General features: G+C 68.0%; 15 protein-coding genes. 7 read left to right on the forward strand and 8 right to left on the reverse strand.

All coding sequences use genetic code 11. From position 1 onward, the window contains the following. Nucleotides 1-41: 41 nt before the first annotated feature. The 3 genes from MQN93_RS34845 to MQN93_RS34855 are packed head-to-tail and all read right to left on the reverse strand — an operon-like array spanning nucleotide 42 to nucleotide 2643. A complete protein-coding gene (locus MQN93_RS34845) occupies nucleotides 42-830 on the reverse strand; it encodes an HpcH/HpaI aldolase family protein (RefSeq protein ID WP_242712659.1) in 789 nt (262 codons plus the stop codon). Beyond that, nucleotides 827-1756 carry a cupin domain-containing protein gene (locus tag MQN93_RS34850; RefSeq protein ID WP_242712660.1) on the reverse strand — a complete coding sequence of 310 codons (930 nt, stop codon included), beginning with the start codon at nucleotides 1754-1756 and terminating at the stop codon, nucleotides 827-829. The genes MQN93_RS34845 and MQN93_RS34850 overlap by 4 nt, the downstream gene beginning before the upstream one ends. Next, the gene (locus MQN93_RS34855) at nucleotides 1753-2643 is read right to left on the reverse strand and encodes a DUF6282 family protein (RefSeq protein ID WP_242712661.1); all 891 of its coding nucleotides are present in this window, start codon (nucleotides 2641-2643) and stop codon (nucleotides 1753-1755) included. Before MQN93_RS34855 ends, MQN93_RS34850 begins: the two co-directional genes overlap by 4 nt. 196 nt (nucleotides 2644-2839) lie before the next feature. Here MQN93_RS34855 and MQN93_RS34860 point away from each other — a divergent pair, with 196 nt between their 5' ends. After that, complete coding sequence (locus MQN93_RS34860; protein ID WP_242712662.1) at nucleotides 2840-4219, forward strand: MFS transporter; 1380 nt, start codon at nucleotides 2840-2842, stop codon at nucleotides 4217-4219. 81 nt (nucleotides 4220-4300) lie between these two features. Here the strand turns inward: MQN93_RS34860 and MQN93_RS34865 are convergent, their stop codons facing one another. Both MQN93_RS34865 and MQN93_RS34870 read right to left on the reverse strand, forming a co-directional pair. Continuing rightward, nucleotides 4301-5098 carry an IclR family transcriptional regulator gene (locus MQN93_RS34865; protein WP_016430076.1) on the reverse strand — a complete coding sequence of 266 codons (798 nt, stop codon included), beginning with the start codon at nucleotides 5096-5098 and terminating at the stop codon, nucleotides 4301-4303. Nucleotides 5099-5324: 226 nt separating this feature from the next. Continuing rightward, nucleotides 5325-6527: a glycoside hydrolase family 64 protein gene (locus MQN93_RS34870; RefSeq protein ID WP_242712663.1), complete on the reverse strand. Its 1203-nt coding sequence runs from the start codon at nucleotides 6525-6527 to the stop codon at nucleotides 5325-5327. Nucleotides 6528-8167: 1640 nt separating this feature from the next. Between MQN93_RS34870 and MQN93_RS34875 the strand changes: the two genes are divergently transcribed. The 4 genes from MQN93_RS34875 to MQN93_RS34890 all read left to right on the forward strand — a co-directional run bounded on the left by MQN93_RS34875 (nucleotide 8168) and on the right by MQN93_RS34890 (nucleotide 11870). Beyond that, on the forward strand, nucleotides 8168-9202 hold the full coding sequence (locus tag MQN93_RS34875; protein WP_242712664.1) for an MDR family NADP-dependent oxidoreductase: 1035 nt from the start codon (nucleotides 8168-8170) through the stop codon (nucleotides 9200-9202). Nucleotides 9203-9252: 50 nt separating this feature from the next. Further along, nucleotides 9253-9624 carry a MerR family transcriptional regulator gene (locus MQN93_RS34880; RefSeq protein ID WP_242712765.1) on the forward strand — a complete coding sequence of 124 codons (372 nt, stop codon included), beginning with the start codon at nucleotides 9253-9255 and terminating at the stop codon, nucleotides 9622-9624. Nucleotides 9625-10175: 551 nt separating this feature from the next. Beyond that, the gene (locus MQN93_RS34885) at nucleotides 10176-10640 is read left to right on the forward strand and encodes a hypothetical protein (RefSeq protein WP_242712665.1); all 465 of its coding nucleotides are present in this window, start codon (nucleotides 10176-10178) and stop codon (nucleotides 10638-10640) included. Nucleotides 10641-11114: 474 nt separating this feature from the next. After that, nucleotides 11115-11870: a class I SAM-dependent methyltransferase gene (locus tag MQN93_RS34890; RefSeq protein ID WP_242712766.1), complete on the forward strand. Its 756-nt coding sequence runs from the start codon at nucleotides 11115-11117 to the stop codon at nucleotides 11868-11870. 88 nt (nucleotides 11871-11958) lie between these two features. Here the strand turns inward: MQN93_RS34890 and MQN93_RS34895 are convergent, their stop codons facing one another. Then, nucleotides 11959-13011, reverse strand: a complete 1053-nt coding sequence (locus MQN93_RS34895) for an Lrp/AsnC family transcriptional regulator (RefSeq protein WP_242712666.1) — start codon at nucleotides 13009-13011, stop codon at nucleotides 11959-11961. A gap of 167 nt (nucleotides 13012-13178) precedes the next feature. On the opposite strand from MQN93_RS34895, the gene MQN93_RS34900 reads away from it, so the two are divergent. Next, on the forward strand, nucleotides 13179-13916 hold the full coding sequence (locus MQN93_RS34900) for an SDR family NAD(P)-dependent oxidoreductase (RefSeq protein ID WP_242712667.1): 738 nt from the start codon (nucleotides 13179-13181) through the stop codon (nucleotides 13914-13916). A gap of 104 nt (nucleotides 13917-14020) precedes the next feature. On the opposite strand, the gene MQN93_RS34905 is transcribed toward MQN93_RS34900, so the two are convergent. Then, nucleotides 14021-14482 carry a MarR family winged helix-turn-helix transcriptional regulator gene (locus tag MQN93_RS34905; RefSeq protein WP_242712668.1) on the reverse strand — a complete coding sequence of 154 codons (462 nt, stop codon included), beginning with the start codon at nucleotides 14480-14482 and terminating at the stop codon, nucleotides 14021-14023. Nucleotides 14483-14537: 55 nt separating this feature from the next. Between MQN93_RS34905 and MQN93_RS34910 the strand changes: the two genes are divergently transcribed. Beyond that, nucleotides 14538-15563 carry an NAD-dependent epimerase/dehydratase family protein gene (locus tag MQN93_RS34910; protein WP_242712669.1) on the forward strand — a complete coding sequence of 342 codons (1026 nt, stop codon included), beginning with the start codon at nucleotides 14538-14540 and terminating at the stop codon, nucleotides 15561-15563. 196 nt (nucleotides 15564-15759) lie between these two features. On the opposite strand, the gene MQN93_RS34915 is transcribed toward MQN93_RS34910, so the two are convergent. Next, nucleotides 15760-17406, reverse strand: a complete 1647-nt coding sequence (locus tag MQN93_RS34915; protein WP_242712670.1) for a PucR family transcriptional regulator — start codon at nucleotides 17404-17406, stop codon at nucleotides 15760-15762. Nucleotides 17407-17455: the final 49 nt, after the last annotated feature.

The raw sequence follows: 17455 nt of genomic DNA on the forward strand, positions 1-17455 counted from the left end.
TTCTCGCGTGGGGAACGCCGAGTGCGGTGTCCTTCATGGGTTCATGGGCGTTGGCTCTCTTCCCGGAACGCTGCGACCAGGCCGCGCGCCGCGGTTGCCAGCATCGTTGTGTCGTTGCTGAGCAGGACGAAGTCGCAGCCGTCCCGGACGGCCCGGACGGCTTGTTCGGGCGCGCCACCGAACGCGAGACCGAATCGCTTGCCCGCGGCATGCGCGGCGTCGCGGGCCGAGCCGATCAGGGCGAGCACCTCGGGCGATCCAGGTGTCGACCCCATGGACAGGGACAGGTCGGCGGCACCGACGAACACCGCATCGACGGAATCGAGGGCGAGTATCTCGGGTGCCGCTTTGATTGCCTCGACACTCTCCAGTTGTGGGATGCACAGCACATCGTCGTTGCCGAGAGCGAGATAGTCGGCATTGGGGAGCAGTCCCCAGGCTCCCGCACGGCTCGTGCCGCCTGCGCCTCGTACGCCGTACGGCGGGAACCGGCAGGCTCGTGCGACGGCGGCCGCCTGCTCGACGGTGTCGACGTGCGGCACGAGAAGGCCCATGGCGCCGGCGTCGAGGACCTTCTGGATGGTCGAGGCGTTCATGTCCGGCACGCGCACCAGAGGCGTCATGCCCAGTGCGGCAGCCGAGTTGATCAGTCGGTAGGCGGTCTGGAGATCGAGGGGCGCGTGCTCGAGGTCGATCACCACGAAGTCGAAGCCGGCGTACGCCATGATCTCGACCGGTTCCGAGGAGGCGATCTTCAGCCAGGTGCCGAGGGGGGTGGTGGTGCGGTCCGGCGAGAACAGGCCGGCGCCCGTGCGGTGTGGTGTGCTCACGGCATCGGGTAGTCGTCGGCGTTGAGGACCCAGCCCGGCTTCTGCGAGAAGTCGACCCGCGGGGGGCTGAAGATGTCGATCAGCTGGTTCACGCCGGGGTCGTCCGCCGCGGAGGTGTGCACGGCGGGAGGCGGGATGATGGCCACGGAGGGGCTGCCGAGCCGCACGTGCTCGTCGTCGCGCCACGCTGTGCTGTCGTTCAGCCAGGGGGTGCGGATGTGGTGGACGTAGCTGCCCCGTACCGCGACGGAGAGCTGCTCGAAGTCGTCGTGCGTGTGGGGCGAGAGCTTGCGCGGATCACGCGGACCGTGCTGTGGGGGAAGGAAGTTGACCATGAACGCGCGGGTGCGGAAGATGCGTCCGAACCGATCCGGGTCGTCGGGTACCTTCGCGAGCGGGTAGTGCCGCACGGCCGGCTCGCCGACGGGCTCCGGCCATCGGTGCAGCGGAGCGACGCGTGGGTGGTCCTCGGCGTAGGCTTCCGCGTTCGCGGCACGATCGCGCCACTCCGGTTCGGCGGCCTCGATCAGGCGGAGGACGGGTCCGTCGCCCTGCACGCTGATGTGCGAGGCGCCGGGCGGGACCACCACGAGCCCGGGGTCGTTCACCGGCGTGGTTCCAGCGGCGGTGTGGACGGAGATGACGGGCGAGTCGTCGGTGAGGATGACGGCGAGCTCCCCGTCCAGCGTTCCGTTGCCGAGGTCGTCGCCGGTGCGCGCTTCGGTGTGGACGAGTATGACGTTCTGGGCGCGGACGATCGCGGTCCGCTCTTCTGCCGTGGTGCCATCGGCCGGGGCCAGCTGCCGGAAGTCCACGTATTGCGCGGCGGCGATCGCGGCGCTGCCGTCCGGGCCGGGGGCGGGCGCTGTGGCGAGGGAGGAACGGGGGTCGTCCTTGGCGTACACGGTGTTGTCCCTTTCGTTCACGTTTCGAGTCCGAGCAGATAGGCCGGGTTGTCGCAGGCCATGCGCCGCAGATCCTTCTCCGGCAGGCCGAGGTCGAGCAGCGCCTCGGCGACGCGCAGCCAGGCGTCGACCGGCTTGGGGTTCGTCGCCTGCCCGAAGTCCGAGGCCAGCACCGTGTGCTCGGGTCCGAGGGCTTCGATCCAGGTCAGCAGCTGCCTCGGGTCCCAGTGCTGTGATCCTTCGGGGTCGTACATGCCGACCTCGTGCTCGATGTACGCGCCCAGTCCGATGAGTTCGCGGCACAGGTCCGGCTCGGCGCCGATCACGAAATCGGGATGGCTGACGACCATGCGCGTGATGCCGCGTTCCTTGGCGGCCTGGAACAGCGTGCGAATGTACTCGGGGTACATGTGGCCGCCGTTGACGACGGCCTCCTGCTCCTTGATCTCGTCGAGGATTTCGGCCGCTTCGGGCTTCAACTCGCCTGTGTCGTCGACGATGTCGATGCGCTCCAGGGTCAGGGGCACCGTGGTGGTGGGGAATGCTCCGTCCTCGGGGTGGCAGTCGATGTGCCGGCCGGAGGAGATGGTCGGGAACCAGACGACTTTGCCACCCATCCGCAGGCACATGCGCACGGCGTGCACGTTGAGTCCGCCGACGGTGCTGTTGAGCGCGATGCCGCCGTAGGCGGTGGCGGCGACGCCGGCGAGGCGGCCCTTCATCGCCAGGAGGTCCATCTGTGTGTTGTGGTGGTGGGACTTGGCGACCATGGCGCGCATGCCGATCCGGGCGCCGTCCTGTGCTGCCTCGACGTGATCGAAGCGCCGGGGGAAGGGGCTGGGGCCGGAATGGACATGCATGTCGACCAGGCCGTCGAGGAGGGAAGCGATGGCGGGTCGTGGATTCATGAGCTCACCCTTCGTTCGCTATATGAAGTATGAGTTCAACATGAGACCAGATGTCAACCTTGTCGACAGTCTTGTGCTACAGATCTGGCGTGTTTACCGTGATTCGGGTTCGCTTGGTGAACATGCAGTTCGCATTACATCGAGAGTGGCGACTCGCGAGCTGCAGATATCCCGCAGCCCACTTCGGAGGACGACGATGTCCACACCGCCACCGACCACCGAACCGCAGACGGCGGCTTCGGATCTGCCGTCCCAACGACCGCCCCATGGTCCGGACATCGCCAAGGTGCGCGCTGCGGTGCGTGGCGGGGTCCTTGCCTACTTCGTCGACCAGTACGACATCTATCTGCCGATCGTGGTCGTGGCCCCGGCGGTGATCTACTTCCAGGCAGCAGACCTGAGCGCAAGTACCACCGCGCTGCTCTCGTCCCTGGTGTTCGCGTCCACGCTGGTCGGCCGACCGCTCGGCGCGGTCATCTTCGGGCACTTCGCCGACACCGTCGGACGCAAGCGCACCACCCTGGTCGCCGTCGGCGGCTTCGGCATCACCACCCTGCTGATCGCCTGTCTGCCGGGGCACGAGACGATCGGAACGTGGTCCATCGGTCTGCTGATCGCCCTGCGGTTCGTCGACGGCATCTTCCTGGGGGGCGAATACACGACCGCGGTACCCCTGGCGATGGAATGGAGCCCCCGGCACAAGCGCGGGCTCTTCGCCTCGATCATCACGGCGACCTCGCCGGCCGCCTACGCCGTGATCGCAGCCGTCACCCTGCTGATGCTGCAACTGCTGAACTCCGACGGATTGCACAGCAGTTACGTCCAGTGGGGGTGGCGGGTGCCGTTCCTGATCGGGGCACTGCTGGCTGCCGTACTGTTCCGCTACTACCTCAAGCAGGTACACGAACCGCCCGCCGAGATGACCTCAGACCGTCACAAACTGCCCTTCGCGCGGCTCCTGGGGCGGTACCCCAAGGCTCTGGGGCAGGTCTTCATCCTCATGACCGGCACCTGGCTGGCGACCAACATGCAGACCGCGGTGACTCCCGCACAGCTGAAGGACCATCTCCACCTGTCGAGCGAGCAGGTCACACTGACCATGCTCGTCATCAACGCTGCCGCCGCACTGTCGTTCCCCGTCTACGGCGTGCTGTCCCAGCACATCGGACGAAGGCGCTTCTACATGGGGTACGGCCTGGCGGTCCTGGTGGTGGGGTCAGGCGCCTACACAGTGCTGATGGCCTCGAACGGCGGTCTGGGGGCGGCACTCGGCTGGGGTGTGCTGATGGGTGTCTCCACCATCGGCACGTTCGGCCCCATCGCCGCCTACCTCACCGAGCGATTCCCGACGAGCGTGCGTTCCACCGGCTACGGCGTCGGCTACAGCCTTGCCCTGATCGCCCCGGCGTTCTACCAGTTCTATCTGGAGCAGCTCGGCGGCTTCATGCCGGCGCACTTCGCTCCGGCCCTCCTCATCGCACTGGCCGGTGCCCTGATCAGCGTCGGTGGCTTCCTCGGCCCCGAGACGAAGGACGTCGACATGGCCGACGACACCACGATTCCTGCCCTGTCCTGACGGCGAGGGACGCGCGGATGGCTGATCATCCCGCAGAAGGGTCGTCCTTCCGCGGGATGTCCAGCCATCCGCACTGCTGCTCTACACCGCCGGCCGGGAGAGGTCGTCGGGCCGGTAGTGGCCGCCGAGTTCGCGGGTGAGGTCTCGCGCGGCATCGACGACGAACCGCAACTCCGGAGCGTCATCGGACATCGACAGCGTGTTGTCCGGACCGACGATGGCGATGGTGGCGCAGATGCCGTATTCGTCGAAGACGGGTGCCGCCACGGCGACGACACCGGGGGTACCCATCGCGGAGCAGTGGCCGACGGCCCGGACCCGCTCGACGTCCGCGCGCAGTTCGTCCCGCGCAGCAGCGGGCAGGGTCGCCATCAGCCGTTCCATGGACAACTGGTCGGAGTGGTAGGCGAGGAAGACCTTGCTCTGCGCCGTGTCCAACGGCAGATGGCTGCCCACGCGCACGGACACGACCACGATCGCGGAGACGTCCTCCTCGACCCGGGAGACCACCGGGCCGGTCAGGCCCCACAGGCTGAGCACGACGCTGGTCCGTGCGACGCGCGACAGCGCCTGCATGTGACGAGGCGCCAGATTGACGACGCGGCGGTGGCCGATCGCGAACGCCCCCAACTGCAGCAGCAGGCCGCCGGGGACGTAACCACCGTCGGCGCTGCGCTCCAGCAGACCGGCCGCCACGAGCGATGTGCAGTACCGATAGGCAGTGGTGCGATTGAAACCGAGCCGTTCGGCCACTTCACCGGCGGTGACTTCCGGGGTCGCCGGATTGAACAGGGACAGGATCTGACTGACCCGGCTCACGGCCTGAATGTCGGCCTGGTCGGCGCGGACCGCATCCGACGGCCGTGTCGATTTGGTCACGCAAGCCTCCGCCGGACGATGTTCGAGGGGTGCCGCCATCCTAGTCGACCCGCTTCGGCGCGATCTCTGCCGTGATGCTCCTCCAGAAAGCTTTGCGGCCGATCCTGCACTGGCTTGCGGCGTCGGGGCGTGAGGCCTCGTACCCCATCTGTTGTGCGACACGCTCCCGCAGACGGTGCTCGAACGCCCGGCGACCCCGGGACCGCCGGGGTCGCCGGGCGCCGTCTCAGAGGGCCGACAGGGTCAGGGTGAGGCCGGTGGGGGCGGTGTCCTGGATGTACGAGGCGAAGTCGGCGACGTCGTCGAAGGCGAAGCCGTACGCCTTGCCGTCCTCCATGGCCGCGTGGATGGCCTTGGAGTAGTGGTTGGTGAGATCGGTCTGGTAGAAGTCGCCGGGCTCGGTGGTCGGCTGGGCGGGGTTGCTGATCAGGGTGGAGCGGTTGAAGCCCGCGCCGAGTACGGCGGCGACGGGGCCGGTGGTGCCGTCGTTCGGGGCGGCGAGGTTGCCGTCGCAGAACAGCACGTCCCGCGTCGACGGCTTGGCGAAGGAGACCGAGGCCGGGCCGTCGAACGTGAACTTCTCGCCCCGCACCCGCCCGGTGAACGTACCGGCATTGGTGGTGACCTTGAGGTCCTTGCCGGTGTAGGTGCTCCACACCTCGTCGATGTACGGGCCGAAGTAGTCCTTGGCGAAGATGCCCGCATCCAGGCCGTGACCGGGAGCGATGATGCGCACGTCGTCGACGACGAGCGGCGCGAACTCCGGGATCTCCTTGACCGCGGCGAACGCGGCGGCGCGTCCGCCCTCGCGCACCACACCGGTCGTCTGGTCCTTGGCACCGCTCAGCCGGATGCTCATCGGCACACTGAACATGTCGACCATGGTGGTGTTGCAGAACATGCCCGAGGCGTTGAAGGTGAACTCCGCACAGTCGTGCAGGACTTCATAGTTGGGGTCCGAGGTGACCCAGCCGGCCGGGTACTGCAGGGCGGCGTTTCCGTTGCCGTCCGCGACCGCCTTGAACTTCAGCTTCTTCCCCAGCGCCACATAGATGCGGCCGGACATCTGAGGCAGCGACAGCTTGGTCTCACCGCTGCCGGCGAGCGGGATGGCGTAGTCGGTGAAGCCGTCGGCGCCGTTGTCGGACAGGGATATCGGGGCCAGGGCGCCCTCCGGGGTGACCCGGACCTGCTTCCCGTCCTGGTTGCCGACGATGTACAGGTGAACCGAGTCGTTGCCGAAGGAACCCGTGTTGTTGACGACCGTCAGCGGCAGCCCGCCCGCAGCGTCCGCCCCGGCGGCTGTGGACTTTGAACCGGCCAGGGCGTGCGGTGCGATGACGGCCACGGCGGGTGCCGCCACGGCCACACCGCCCAGAGCGGTGAGGACCTTGCGACGGGTGAGGCTGCGCTGATGACGCGGGGACATGTGAGGTGCTCCTTACAGGTGGGGACTGTTCACTTACGCACAGTGCGGAAAGGTTGGGAGTTGCTGGGATGTTCGGGAACTGCGGGTACCGCGGGGTGGCGCGGAGTGGCGCGGGGAGGGGGACCGCCTGGCCGTCGGGGGCCGGTGGAATCAGTCGGCGGTCCGCTGATGGCCTGCGCGGCCTGTGCGGGAACCCATCTGCAGGCCGGGCGTGTTGGCCGGGGCGTTGTCCAGCGCGGCCGGGCATGTGTCCGCCGTGACGCCGGTCAGGTCGCGTGTCCAGGTGGGTGCCCAGCGCGGTGCGGCGGCACCGCGGGTGTCCCCCCACGTCCCCACCGCGGGCCAGCTGCCGTGCTCGCGCGGCACTTTGCTACGGGCCTCGACGCGTCCGCAGGATCGAGTGAACGTCCCGGACGTGATGAGGCGATCGCACGTGCACCGGCAGGCACCGGTCCCCCGCCGCAGACCACGTCACTCCTCTTGCGGGCGGTGATCACCGGGTGTCCGCCGCAGTCAAGGGCAGACGGGTCCCGGCCATTGATTCTGTACTGCCGTTCGTGGGTGCCGTTGCCCCAACCGCCCCTCTCCGCAGCCCACTTCGAGGCATCGGAGGGCGCACTGTACGTCGACCCGTCAGACCCCTCCGACCAGGTCCCGGCGGCCCGGGAAGCATCCGCGTGGGGGGTGCGCGGGCGCGGAGGCGTGAGGAATACGGCGGTGACCCGCGCTGCGACGGTCAACAACACCCGTTGACCGCGCGGCCACCGGCGTGAGCGATGAGCAGCCATAGGCTGAACGCACCTTATCTGTGGGGCAATTCAGGTTGTCGCGTCAGCGGGACCCGCAACTGCCCTCCCCGGAACGCACTCCCTTGAATGCGCCCGCGGAACACACGCGCGTGAGAGCGCTCTCAGCGCCTGCGGTCACGCCCACGACGGGCCCCGATACTAGCCACCACCCACCGCCGGACCAACTGTCCGAGATGCGCACCAACAGCCCCCGACCTGCGCAGACTTGATACCGGCCAACACACACCATGATTGTTTAAGACGCATTTATAGCCCGCTTAAGCTCCAAGGGCCGGCGTGCGCGACAGACACCACGTGTCCACCGGCTGGAGTAGAGAGCAGCAGCGTGACGCATCGGATACGCGCCGAGCGCGATGGAGATGCTGCGGCCCAAGGGCCAAGGCTGTAGCCCGCCCTGCTGGACGGTCACGGGGGTGGTGCACTCGCACGGGGAATGGATCCCACGACGTCACTGAGCGCGTCGGCGGCCACGCTCTCGCCGACCGGCCGCATGCCGCGACGACGTGCCCGCCGGGCCGACACAGCACGAACTCAAGCCGGACGAAACAGCCCCGCCAGGCCTGACAGCCAAGGCGACTGGCGCACAGCCGATCCACCCAGCCACCCTGCAGCCGCGAGGCTGAGCGCAGCCGCCCGGCAGCCCCGAGGCTGAGCCGCCCTGCAACCGCGAGGCTGAGGCACCGCGCACCCCCATCCGCTCCCGGATGCAGGCGGCCGTATCCCCTTGCCCCTGACCCACACGTCAAGGGTTAGCGTCGGCGCGCCGGCAGCCCAATCACTCCGGGCCGCCGCAGCCCGCGCCCACCCCTCCATCCGTTCCGGAGCACCCCCATGACCGAGGCCCTGCCCACCACGACCCGCGAGATCGTGCTGACCGAACCGCCCGTCGGCCTGCCGACGCCCGAGCATTTCACCATCGCCCGCACGCCGCTCCCCGCCCCCGGCCCGGGACAAGTCATCGTCAAAAACCGGTACTTCCTGGTGTTCCCTGGCCTCCGCACCCTGATCGGCAGCCAGGCCGACGGCGTGCCACTGCCGCGCATCCACACCGGTGACGCACTGTTCGGCCCCGCGGTCGGCGAGGTCACCGCCACAGGGCCCGACTGCACACTGCGCCCCGGCGACCAGGTCACCCACCTGCTCGGCTGGCGTGAGCACGCACTGGTGACGGCAGACCAGTGCACCCTGCTCGACGACGCTCTGCCCGACCCCGTGGCCCACCTCTCCTCCGGATCGGCCGCCTACGGAGCACTGACCCGGCTCGCTGGCCTCCGCCCCGGCGACACCGTGCTGGTCACCGGCGCGGCAGGAGCCGTCGGAACGCTGGCGGGCCCCGTCGCCCGTCTGCTGGGCGCCGCGACAGTCATCGGGACCACGCGTTCACCGGACAAAGCCGAACGCCTCACGGACGAACTCGGTTACGACACGGCCCTCGTCACCGGGCCCCGGCCGCTCGACGAACAACTCGCCAAAGCAGCACCGGACGGCATCGACGTACTGCTCGACACCGTCGGCGGTCAGCAACTGGCAGCCGCCGTGCGCGCAGCCCGCCAAGGCGCCCGCTTCGCACTGATCGGCGCCTTGTCCGGACAACTCTCGCCGCACCGGGACGGCGGCAGCTCCCCCGCCGACATCGACACCTTCCGCCTCATCAACAAAGGCGTGTCCCTGCTCGGCTACAGCGGCCCCGACCACCCCGACGTGCCCAAGGAATGGACCGAGCGCTTCGGAACCTGGCTGCGCTCGGGCAAAATCACCTTCCCTCACGTCCGCATCCCGGGCATGGACCACGCACCACGCGCGTTGCAAGAACTGTTCCAAGGGCGGCACTTCGGAACCGTGGTCGTAGAGTTGCCGCCGACGTGACGTGCCGCCACCCCCACCGTGACGGCCACAACCCAGGCGTGAGGTCGGACATGCGGATCGGGGACGCGGCGGCAGCAGCAGGAACCACCCCACGGGCCCTGCGACTCTACGAACAACGCGGCCTGCTGCCCCCACCGCGTCGCACCACCACCGGACAACGCCAGTACAGCCCCGACGACGTCGCCAGAATCCGCGTCATACGACACCTACTCGCCCTCGGACTCACCATCGACGACCTGCACAGCATCGCCGACCGCCTGCACCTACTCGTCGAAAACCCACAACGCCCCTGCGGACGCACCGACCCCGGCTCCCCAGGCGCCCAGATCGTCGACCGCAGACTCGCCGCACTCGACACCGAGATCGACCGCCTGAGCCGCCTACGCACCCGCCTGGCCCACCACACACACCACCAGCCATAACCACGCGCCCACGAACACCCTGCACAGTCCGGGGACCCGGCCAGGCCAGGCCCAGGCCGCACATGATGCGGACGACGATCTCGCGCAAGGCCATGTCCGGCGGCCCGGATGAGTACTCGTCGCGACGGTACGGTCCGCTTCCCGGGCTGCTCTCAGTGGCCTTGTCGGCTAGCTGGTTGGCGTGCGACGCAACCACAGCCCCGCCCCGCTCTGGGCACAGTCAGCCAGCCCTCAACCCATGCCTGGCCATCGTCGAGACAACGGTCCGTGCTCCGGTTCCAGTAGTGCCAGCCCAAGCCGACGAAACCGTCAAAGCCCTCGTCTGTCTTGTTGGTCGAGGTACCATCCGTTCACCTCAACGTGGTCCAGGGTCTGGACGGCGGGCCCGCGTAGTGGCTGCTTGGCAGCGCAGCGGCTGCCTGAAACCGAGCGCGGTCGGGAACCGGCCTGGCCCTCGACGAGTGACCAACTCGGGAACCTGCTACTCGCATGCAGATTCAGTAATATCGCGTCGCCTGGATGAGGTTCCGCCTGACGAATCGAGTGAGCTGGTGAGTGACGATGTCCTCTCAGCCATTCCAACCGCCCCCCACTGGCAGCCTGAGCAGGCGCCTGAGCGTGCTGCATCGATCGTGGAGGAGCTGGCCCCCGGGCTCCCCAACGGCATCGACGTCGAGATTGACATCACCTGGCACGACGCCCTGACCGTCGTCGACTGCGGTCAAAATCTGCAGAAGATCGGTTGTCCCCAATGCGGCGCGTCAATCGACACCGACTGGTGGGCTGACCAGCTCGAAGCCCACTACGACGACGGCTTCGCAACCCTTGCCGTGGTGGTCCCCTGCTGCGGTGCCGCGACCTCACTGGACGCGCTGGTGTACGACTGGTCCTGCGGCTTTGCCCGCTTCGAGATCGCCGTCTGGAATCCAGAGCGTGCCTGGTTCAGCGACGAGGAACTGACGGCTATCGCAGACGCCCTCGGACATCCAGTGATGCAAATCAGGGCCCACATCTGACGCACCTCAGCCAGCGAGGGTCATCTTCACTTCCTGTGCCAGCCGCTCCACGAGCCGATCATCTGGCGGAGTTCCGGATACCGGTAGACCGCGTGATACTCCCAGTCATCCGACGTTGCTCATCTCGAACAGCAAGTAACCGTCCTGATAGGCAGACAGATCCTCGTACTCAGCCAGACCCTACGCAGTACGTCACAGGATCAGCCAGCAGTATCTGGGGCGATCACCGGCTTGAGCGGGATCGGTGATGCTTCTTCACCAGGCGCATGCACCTGGCCACCGCATCCCCGCGAGTGACACTACTGCTCACGAACAACCTCCCGGCTAACCAGCCGGTGACATCCGTTCAGGCGGACAACTGACAATCCACTAACGCCGCCAGAGTCATCCTTGCGAAAACCATTGGTGTACGGCTTGCTCCGCTGATGGACTGGCGTCCTGTCGTGAGTCTGCCGTGTGACGGAGGTAGTGGCTGTGACAGGTTATGGCGTGCTTGCCGAGGTATACGAATGGCTCATCTCGGATGCAAAGTTGCCTCCAGCCGAGTTCGCCGCGTCGTTCGACGACGTCCTCAATTTCCTGCCGTCGAACGCTCACGTCCTCGACTGTTCGTGCGGAACGGGACAGTTGGCGGTCGGCCTCGCCGGTCGTGGCATGCAGGTTGTCGCAACTGACGCCAGTGAGGCGATGGTTCGTCGGACTGCTGAGTTGGCTGAGGAGTTCGGGGCGTCCGTCCGGGCCGTACGGGCGAACTGGGAAGAGTTGCCCGACCATTTCCAGGACAGCACGTTCGACATGGTGTTCTGCGTCGGCAACTCGCTTGCCCATGCCACGGGGGCGACAGGCAGGGGTGCTGCTCTGGAGTCGATGTCACGGCTTCTGCGCCCCGGCGGACGCCTGGTACTCACATCCCGCACCTGGGAACTCGTACGGGCCAAAGGTTCCCGGCTGGAGATCAGTGATCGACTCGTCCGCCGGCACGGTCGCGATGCCGTCGTGGTCTACCGCTGGGAGATTGCGCCGCATTGGGAGGAGGAGCACCACATCGAGATTGCGATCGCGCAAATTGATGCGACCGGGTTGGTTCTTGTCCGCTCGGAACTGCTGTCCTGCTGGCCCTTCCGCTACGAGGAACTCGAAGTCGAGCTGCACCGGGTCGGACTCCGGACGGAACTGAGCACGTTCGATCTTGAGGCCGAGAACTACATGGTGGTCGCGAACAAGGTGTAAACATCGGACTCTCAGTCCCTGGCCGTACCGCACGACCGGCTCAACCGTCACCGCCACCGGTCATCGATACACACCTCGCAATCGGGAGTTACAGCGAACCCACTGCAGTCCCCGGGCCCACGAGGCGCTCGTCCGTCAAAAGGGTGCCGGCTTGCTTCACGTGCCGCAGGACTGGAGAAACTTCCATGCTCTGCAAGCCGGGCAGGACACCAATGCGCTCCGACGTGAACTCGAAGAGTTCGTCGAGGTCTTGGCAGTGGGCGACGGCATGGATGTTGTACGGGCCGGAGATGGCCGCGGCGAATGCGATTTCGGGTTCTTGTGCCAGCGAGCGTCCCACGTTCTTCACCTGCGACGGGTGCACTCGCAGCCACAGGTTGGCCCGTGCGTGATAACCCAAAGCCGTCGGTGCGATCTCGACGTCGATATGGATGACGCCCTGCTGGAGCAGCACACCGAGGCGGCGGGAGACACGGCCCGGCGTGGAGTCAGCCGCGGTCGCGAGAGCGACGAGAGAGGCCCGGCCGTCCGCAGCGAGCGCGTTGTAGATCTTCTCGTCCTCGGCCGTGAGGTGCACCGGGTCGTCAGCGACCACCGCAGACTCCCTGAACGGGGGGCCGTCGCCCCCGAGCGCAGTTTCCTGCTCGGGGGTCAGCACCCCGCGAAGAGCCGCCCAGTAGTGACCGCGGCCTCCGATGAACTGGCGGAGCATGGCAAAGGCGTTGATGTCGAGCACAGCCGCAGTACGCGGAAGCCGTCGACCGAGGAGATCCTCCCACTGCGCCTGGTCGCGTGACTGCGTCGCACACGTCACCTCGCATCCGGCCGCACCCACCGCCACCCAGTTGACGTCATCCCGCTTGGCGAGTGCACCCGCGATCGCCGCGACGCTTCCGGGCCGGCAGCGCAGCCGCACCAGCCACCTGCTCTGCCCCAACGCTCCAGGATTGACCACACCGACGACCCGGACGACACCATCGGCACACAGACGCCGAAAGCGACGGTTGACAGTGCCTTCAGCAAGGCCGAGCGCGGCCGCCATCGAGGCGAAGGAAGCTCTCGGAGCGATCTGCAGGGCACGGATGATTCGCACATCATCAGGGTGAAGGCCGACGGATCCGAACGTTGAGGCACCTGCCATGGCAGGAATCCTACAAACGCGAGCGTTCGACTCACACCTGCGCCGACACGGCACGCAGAGTTGTCCCGTCCCGGTGAACAGCCACAGCGGCCCACGCTCCGGGGGCCCTGAGGCGATCCCGGTCACAGCACACGCCGTACGACGCAGAGAAACGGAAAGAACGCCGCATGCCATCGCCTGTCACACAGCATCAATCGCACGTCACACAGCAGCACACGCCCACCGCACTCATCGTCGGAGCCTCACGCGGCCTCGGCCGGGCCATGGCAGCCGAATTCCTCCACCGGGGCTGGAACATCATCGGCACCGTCCGTGACGCCTCCGTCCAGACCCACCTGCACGATCTCGCCGACCGGGCCGAAGGCCGCGTCAGAGTCGAGCAACTCGACATCAACGAGCCCCACCAACTTGGACCTCTGCACGAGCGCCTCGCGGACCGCCGCCTCGACCTGCTCTTCATCAACGCCGGTACCACCAACAGCGAGCAGACGCCCATCGGCAAAGTAGCCACCCACGACTTCGTCGAGGTGATGACCACCAACGCTCTCAGCCCGATGCGCGTCATCGAGGCTCTCGAAGACCTGGTGTCCCCCACCGGCCTCATCGGCGCGATGTCGTCCGGGCAGGGCAGCATCACCAACAACACGACCGCAGGCCGCGAGGTCTACCGGGCAAGCAAAGCAGCGCTGAACATGCTCATGCGCAGCTTCGCGGTCCGGCAGGCCGGAACGCAGCGCGCCCTCGCCCTTCTGGCACCGGGCTGGATTCGCACTGCGCTCGGTGGGCCCAACGCGCCGTTCACCGTCGAGGAAAGTGTCCCGCTGCTGGTAGACGTCCTGCTGACCAAACTCGGCACACCCGGCCTGGCCTACCTGGACCGTTCGGGCCGGACAGTGCCCTGGTAGGCAGACCCACGACGGCGCCGGCGCCCATGCCGATCGCCTCATTGCCGGTGAACACCCTAAGCGGCTCGCCACCCAACAAACACTGGCCGAGTCCCGCCGGAACTTCAGGGCCGCTGCTGCATTTTCGTCAGCAGCGCGAGCAAGGTGCTCTGCTCCTCCGCGTCGAGATTGGCGAAGAAGCCGGAGTCGTGAAGCCGCGACCTGAGCTCGTCCCATAGTTCGTGCCCGCGTTCCGTCAGGGCCAGGGTTCGCTTGCGGCCGTCGGTGGGGTGCGGCTGACGGGCAATGAGTCCTGCGCTCTGCAGTTTGTCGGCGGCGAGACTGACCGTCGAGGGATCGCAGCGCAGACGGGCCGCCACCTCCCGCATCGTGGGCGGTTCGGTTCCCGGCGCGAGCGCCCACAGCGTGCCGGCGACGGAGGCCGGCACCCGGAACTCGCCGAGCACCTGGGCCACCACGGCGTCCGCGGAGTGTCCCAGGTCCACCAGAACGCGGACGATCTCGGCTTTCCGCTCGGCGGCCGCGCGGTCGTGTGCCGCTCTCCGCGCATCACCATCGGCTGTCATGGGGCCATGCTACGCTCGAAAACTCAATGAGAAACTCAATGAATACGGGAAGCAAATGACGCACAGTGACGACTCTGAAACGGTCCTGGTCACGGGTGGAACGGGCTACCTGGCCGGCTGGGTGATCGTGAACCTGCTCCAGCACGGCTACCGGGTGCGCACCACCGTGCGCAGCCTCGGCAAGGCGGATCAGGTGCGCGAAGCCGTCAGCGGACGCGCAGGGCAGGAGGCGGCGAAGGGGATCGAGTTCGCTGTCGCCGATCTCCTCAGCGACGAGGGCTGGGACAGGGCCTTCGACGGGGTTCATTACGTGTTGCACACCGCATCGCCCATGCCTTTCCAATCAGGCGTGGATCTCATCCGGACTGCCCGAGAAGGCACCCACCGCGTCCTGGGTACCGCCGCCCGCGCCGCGGTGAAGCGTGCCGTACTGACTTCGTCCGGCCAGGCGGCCGGCGCGGGCGACCCGGGTACGCCCGTGACCGAGACGGCCTACGCCGAGCCGTCCGGCACCCCGCAGCGCGTGTACCCGGACTCGAAGATCCTCGCTGAGCGCGATGCCTGGGAACTCGCCGAAGAGACCGGGCTCGAACTGTCCGCCGTCCTACCGACGTTCATGCAGGGCCCTCCCCTGGGCGCGCGGAACGGGGCAGGAACGACCGACGTCATCCGCCGCCTCCTTGACCGTGACATCCCCGCTGTCCCCAACATCGGCTGGAACGTCGTCGACGTCCGCGATGTCGCCGAACTGCACCTTCTCGCCATGACGGAACCCGCCGCCGCAGGGCAGCGTTTCCTCGCCTCGGGCACCTTCCTGTGGTACCGGGACATCGCCCGCATCCTGCGCGACCAGCTCCCCGGCGCAGCGACCAGGGTGCCCACGCGCACCATGCCCGACCTCATCGTCAGACTGCTGGCCCCGGTGAATCCGCAGATGGCGATGGTCCGCTCCGAACTCCGCCGCGAGAGGCTCGTCGACAGCAGCAAGGCCCGCACGCTCGGCTGGCGGCCCCGCCCCACCGAACAGACCATCATCGACACCGCCACCGCACTCACGGCCAACAACTCGCCCAGCAGGTAGCCCCCGAGGCGAGGCAGTCGGCGGCAGCTCTGCCGCCAAGCAGTTGGCGGCCGGCACGCGCACCCGCTGCCGCGCGACCCGGCCATGCGGCGTGCAATCACCGCCCTGCGCATCCCTACCTCAGCAGAGAAGCTGACCGCCCACTGCCATCAAGCCCCCCTGACCCATCGGCGGCAGAGCAGGCACTAGGCAGGCATCAGCGGTGTCCGTCCACAGGCATCACCCGCAACTGCAGCATGGCGGCGAACCGTGCCTCCGGGTTGTCCAGATCGATGCCCCCGACCTCGGTGAGCCGGTGGAGGCGGTAGCGGAAGGTGTTCGGGTGGACGTGGACGGCCGCGGCGGCCGCGTTGATGTCCCCGAAGGCGTCCAGCCAGGCGCGCAGGGTCTCGATGAGGTGGGCGCGGCGTTGCTCGTCGTATGCGGCCAACCGCGCGAGGGGGCCGGTGAGTTCGTCGCCGCGGGCCGCCATGATGTCGCGCAGTTCGCACAGCAACGCCTCGACGTGCACGTCGGCCAGCCGCGCCACCCGCCGCTCGGTCCCCCCGGCACGGAGCGCCCTCAGGGCCAGGTCGGCGCCGGAGCGTGCGCGGGCGAGACCGGCCGCGTCCTCGCCCACCGGGCCGATGCCGATCACCGCACCGGTGCGCACTCCGACCCGGTCGAGGAAGTCGGCTGCTGTGCGCTCGGCCCGTTCCTCTGCGGCGTCGCGGTCCTGTGGTGCGGGAACGAGGCCATAGACGGTGTCGCCGAGCAGCGCGGCGGCGCTGTGCGGATGCACGGCGCCGAGGTGCATGGCCAGGGCGTCGGCCAGGCGTTCTCGCTCGGTGGTCGCACTCGCGTCCTCCCCGGCCGACGCACCGGAGGCGGCGTCCCGCAGGCCGAGCGCCATGACCACGAGAGGCCGGCCGGCCAGGCCGAGTCTGCTCAGTGCCTCGCGCGCACCGGCTCTGCCTTCCAGGGCGGTGCTCATGAGATCGGCGCGCAGCCTGCGTTCGACGTCCGCCCCGGCCCGCAGGCGCAGCATGTGCAGGGCAACCACCTTGGCCGCATCCTGCAACGCCAACGACCGCTGGGGACTCAGTGGTTCGCGCACGGCGGCCCAGATCGAGCCGATCGCCTCATCGCCCGCGCGCACCGCGACGGCTACGCGCGGCACGGTGGGACCGTCCGAACCGTCCTGCAGCGGCGGGATGTGCACCGGCCCGGCACTGCGGTACAGGTCGCGGAAGACGCCACGGTCGATGAGCATGCGCGAGAAACGCTCCGGGACCTGACGGCCGAGGATCGTCTCGATCCGGGAGGCGTCGGCCTTGTCCTGCTGCCCCGAGAAGGCCAGCACCCGCGAGTGCCGGTCCTCGATGGTCACGGGTGCGTCGATGAGCGCGGCGATCGCGTTGGCCACGGCGAACAGGTCGCCGAAGAGGGTACTGCCCAGCGTCTCGGGGCCGTCTGCGCCGACGTCCCCCTCGGCCAGGACCGCCCGCAGCAGGGCCGTGACCTGGACCCAGGACGCCCCTCGGGTCAGTGAGAGCACGCCGACGCCCGACGCTTTCGCCGCGTCCGCCAGACCGGCATCGGGCAGGAGGGGCGCCCGTACGACCAGGGCGACGGCACGCCGATGTCCCAACTCGTCGAGGAGGCGGGCGATTTCGCCTGGTTCGCGCAGGCCGACACCGAGTATCAGCGCGTTCGGGGGTGGGACGGAGTCCTCGACGGGGTCGTGGATGACGATGCCGCCGATGTCCTCGCCGTCACGCGCCCCATGATGGACGACGTCGAGCAGCGTGCTGCCCAGGTGATGCAGGACCCTGGCCAGGCTGCCATGTGCGGGTGCGTTCATGGAACGGTGCCTTCCGAGGACGACGGAGACGACAGCGACGACGGTGACG

It is taken from the genome of Streptomyces spinosisporus (genome assembly GCF_022698145.1).
GTDB classification, from domain to species: Bacteria; Actinomycetota; Actinomycetes; order Streptomycetales; family Streptomycetaceae; genus Streptomyces; species Streptomyces spinosisporus.

Coding starts and splice junctions, on each gene's coding strand:
- MQN93_RS34855 (WP_242712661.1), bottom strand. CDS start 2,643: ATGAATCCACGACCCGCCATCGCTTCCCTCCTCGACGGCCTGGTCGAC.
- MQN93_RS34860 (WP_242712662.1), top strand. CDS start 2,840: ATGTCCACACCGCCACCGACCACCGAACCGCAGACGGCGGCTTCGGAT.
- MQN93_RS34870 (WP_242712663.1), bottom strand. CDS start 6,527: ATGTCCCCGCGTCATCAGCGCAGCCTCACCCGTCGCAAGGTCCTCACC.
- MQN93_RS34875 (WP_242712664.1), top strand. CDS start 8,168: ATGACCGAGGCCCTGCCCACCACGACCCGCGAGATCGTGCTGACCGAA.
- MQN93_RS34880 (WP_242712765.1), top strand. CDS start 9,253: ATGCGGATCGGGGACGCGGCGGCAGCAGCAGGAACCACCCCACGGGCC.
- MQN93_RS34895 (WP_242712666.1), bottom strand. CDS start 13,011: ATGGCAGGTGCCTCAACGTTCGGATCCGTCGGCCTTCACCCTGATGAT.
- MQN93_RS34900 (WP_242712667.1), top strand. CDS start 13,179: ATGCCATCGCCTGTCACACAGCATCAATCGCACGTCACACAGCAGCAC.
- MQN93_RS34905 (WP_242712668.1), bottom strand. CDS start 14,482: ATGACAGCCGATGGTGATGCGCGGAGAGCGGCACACGACCGCGCGGCC.
- MQN93_RS34910 (WP_242712669.1), top strand. CDS start 14,538: ATGACGCACAGTGACGACTCTGAAACGGTCCTGGTCACGGGTGGAACG.
- MQN93_RS34915 (WP_242712670.1), bottom strand. CDS start 17,406: ATGAACGCACCCGCACATGGCAGCCTGGCCAGGGTCCTGCATCACCTG.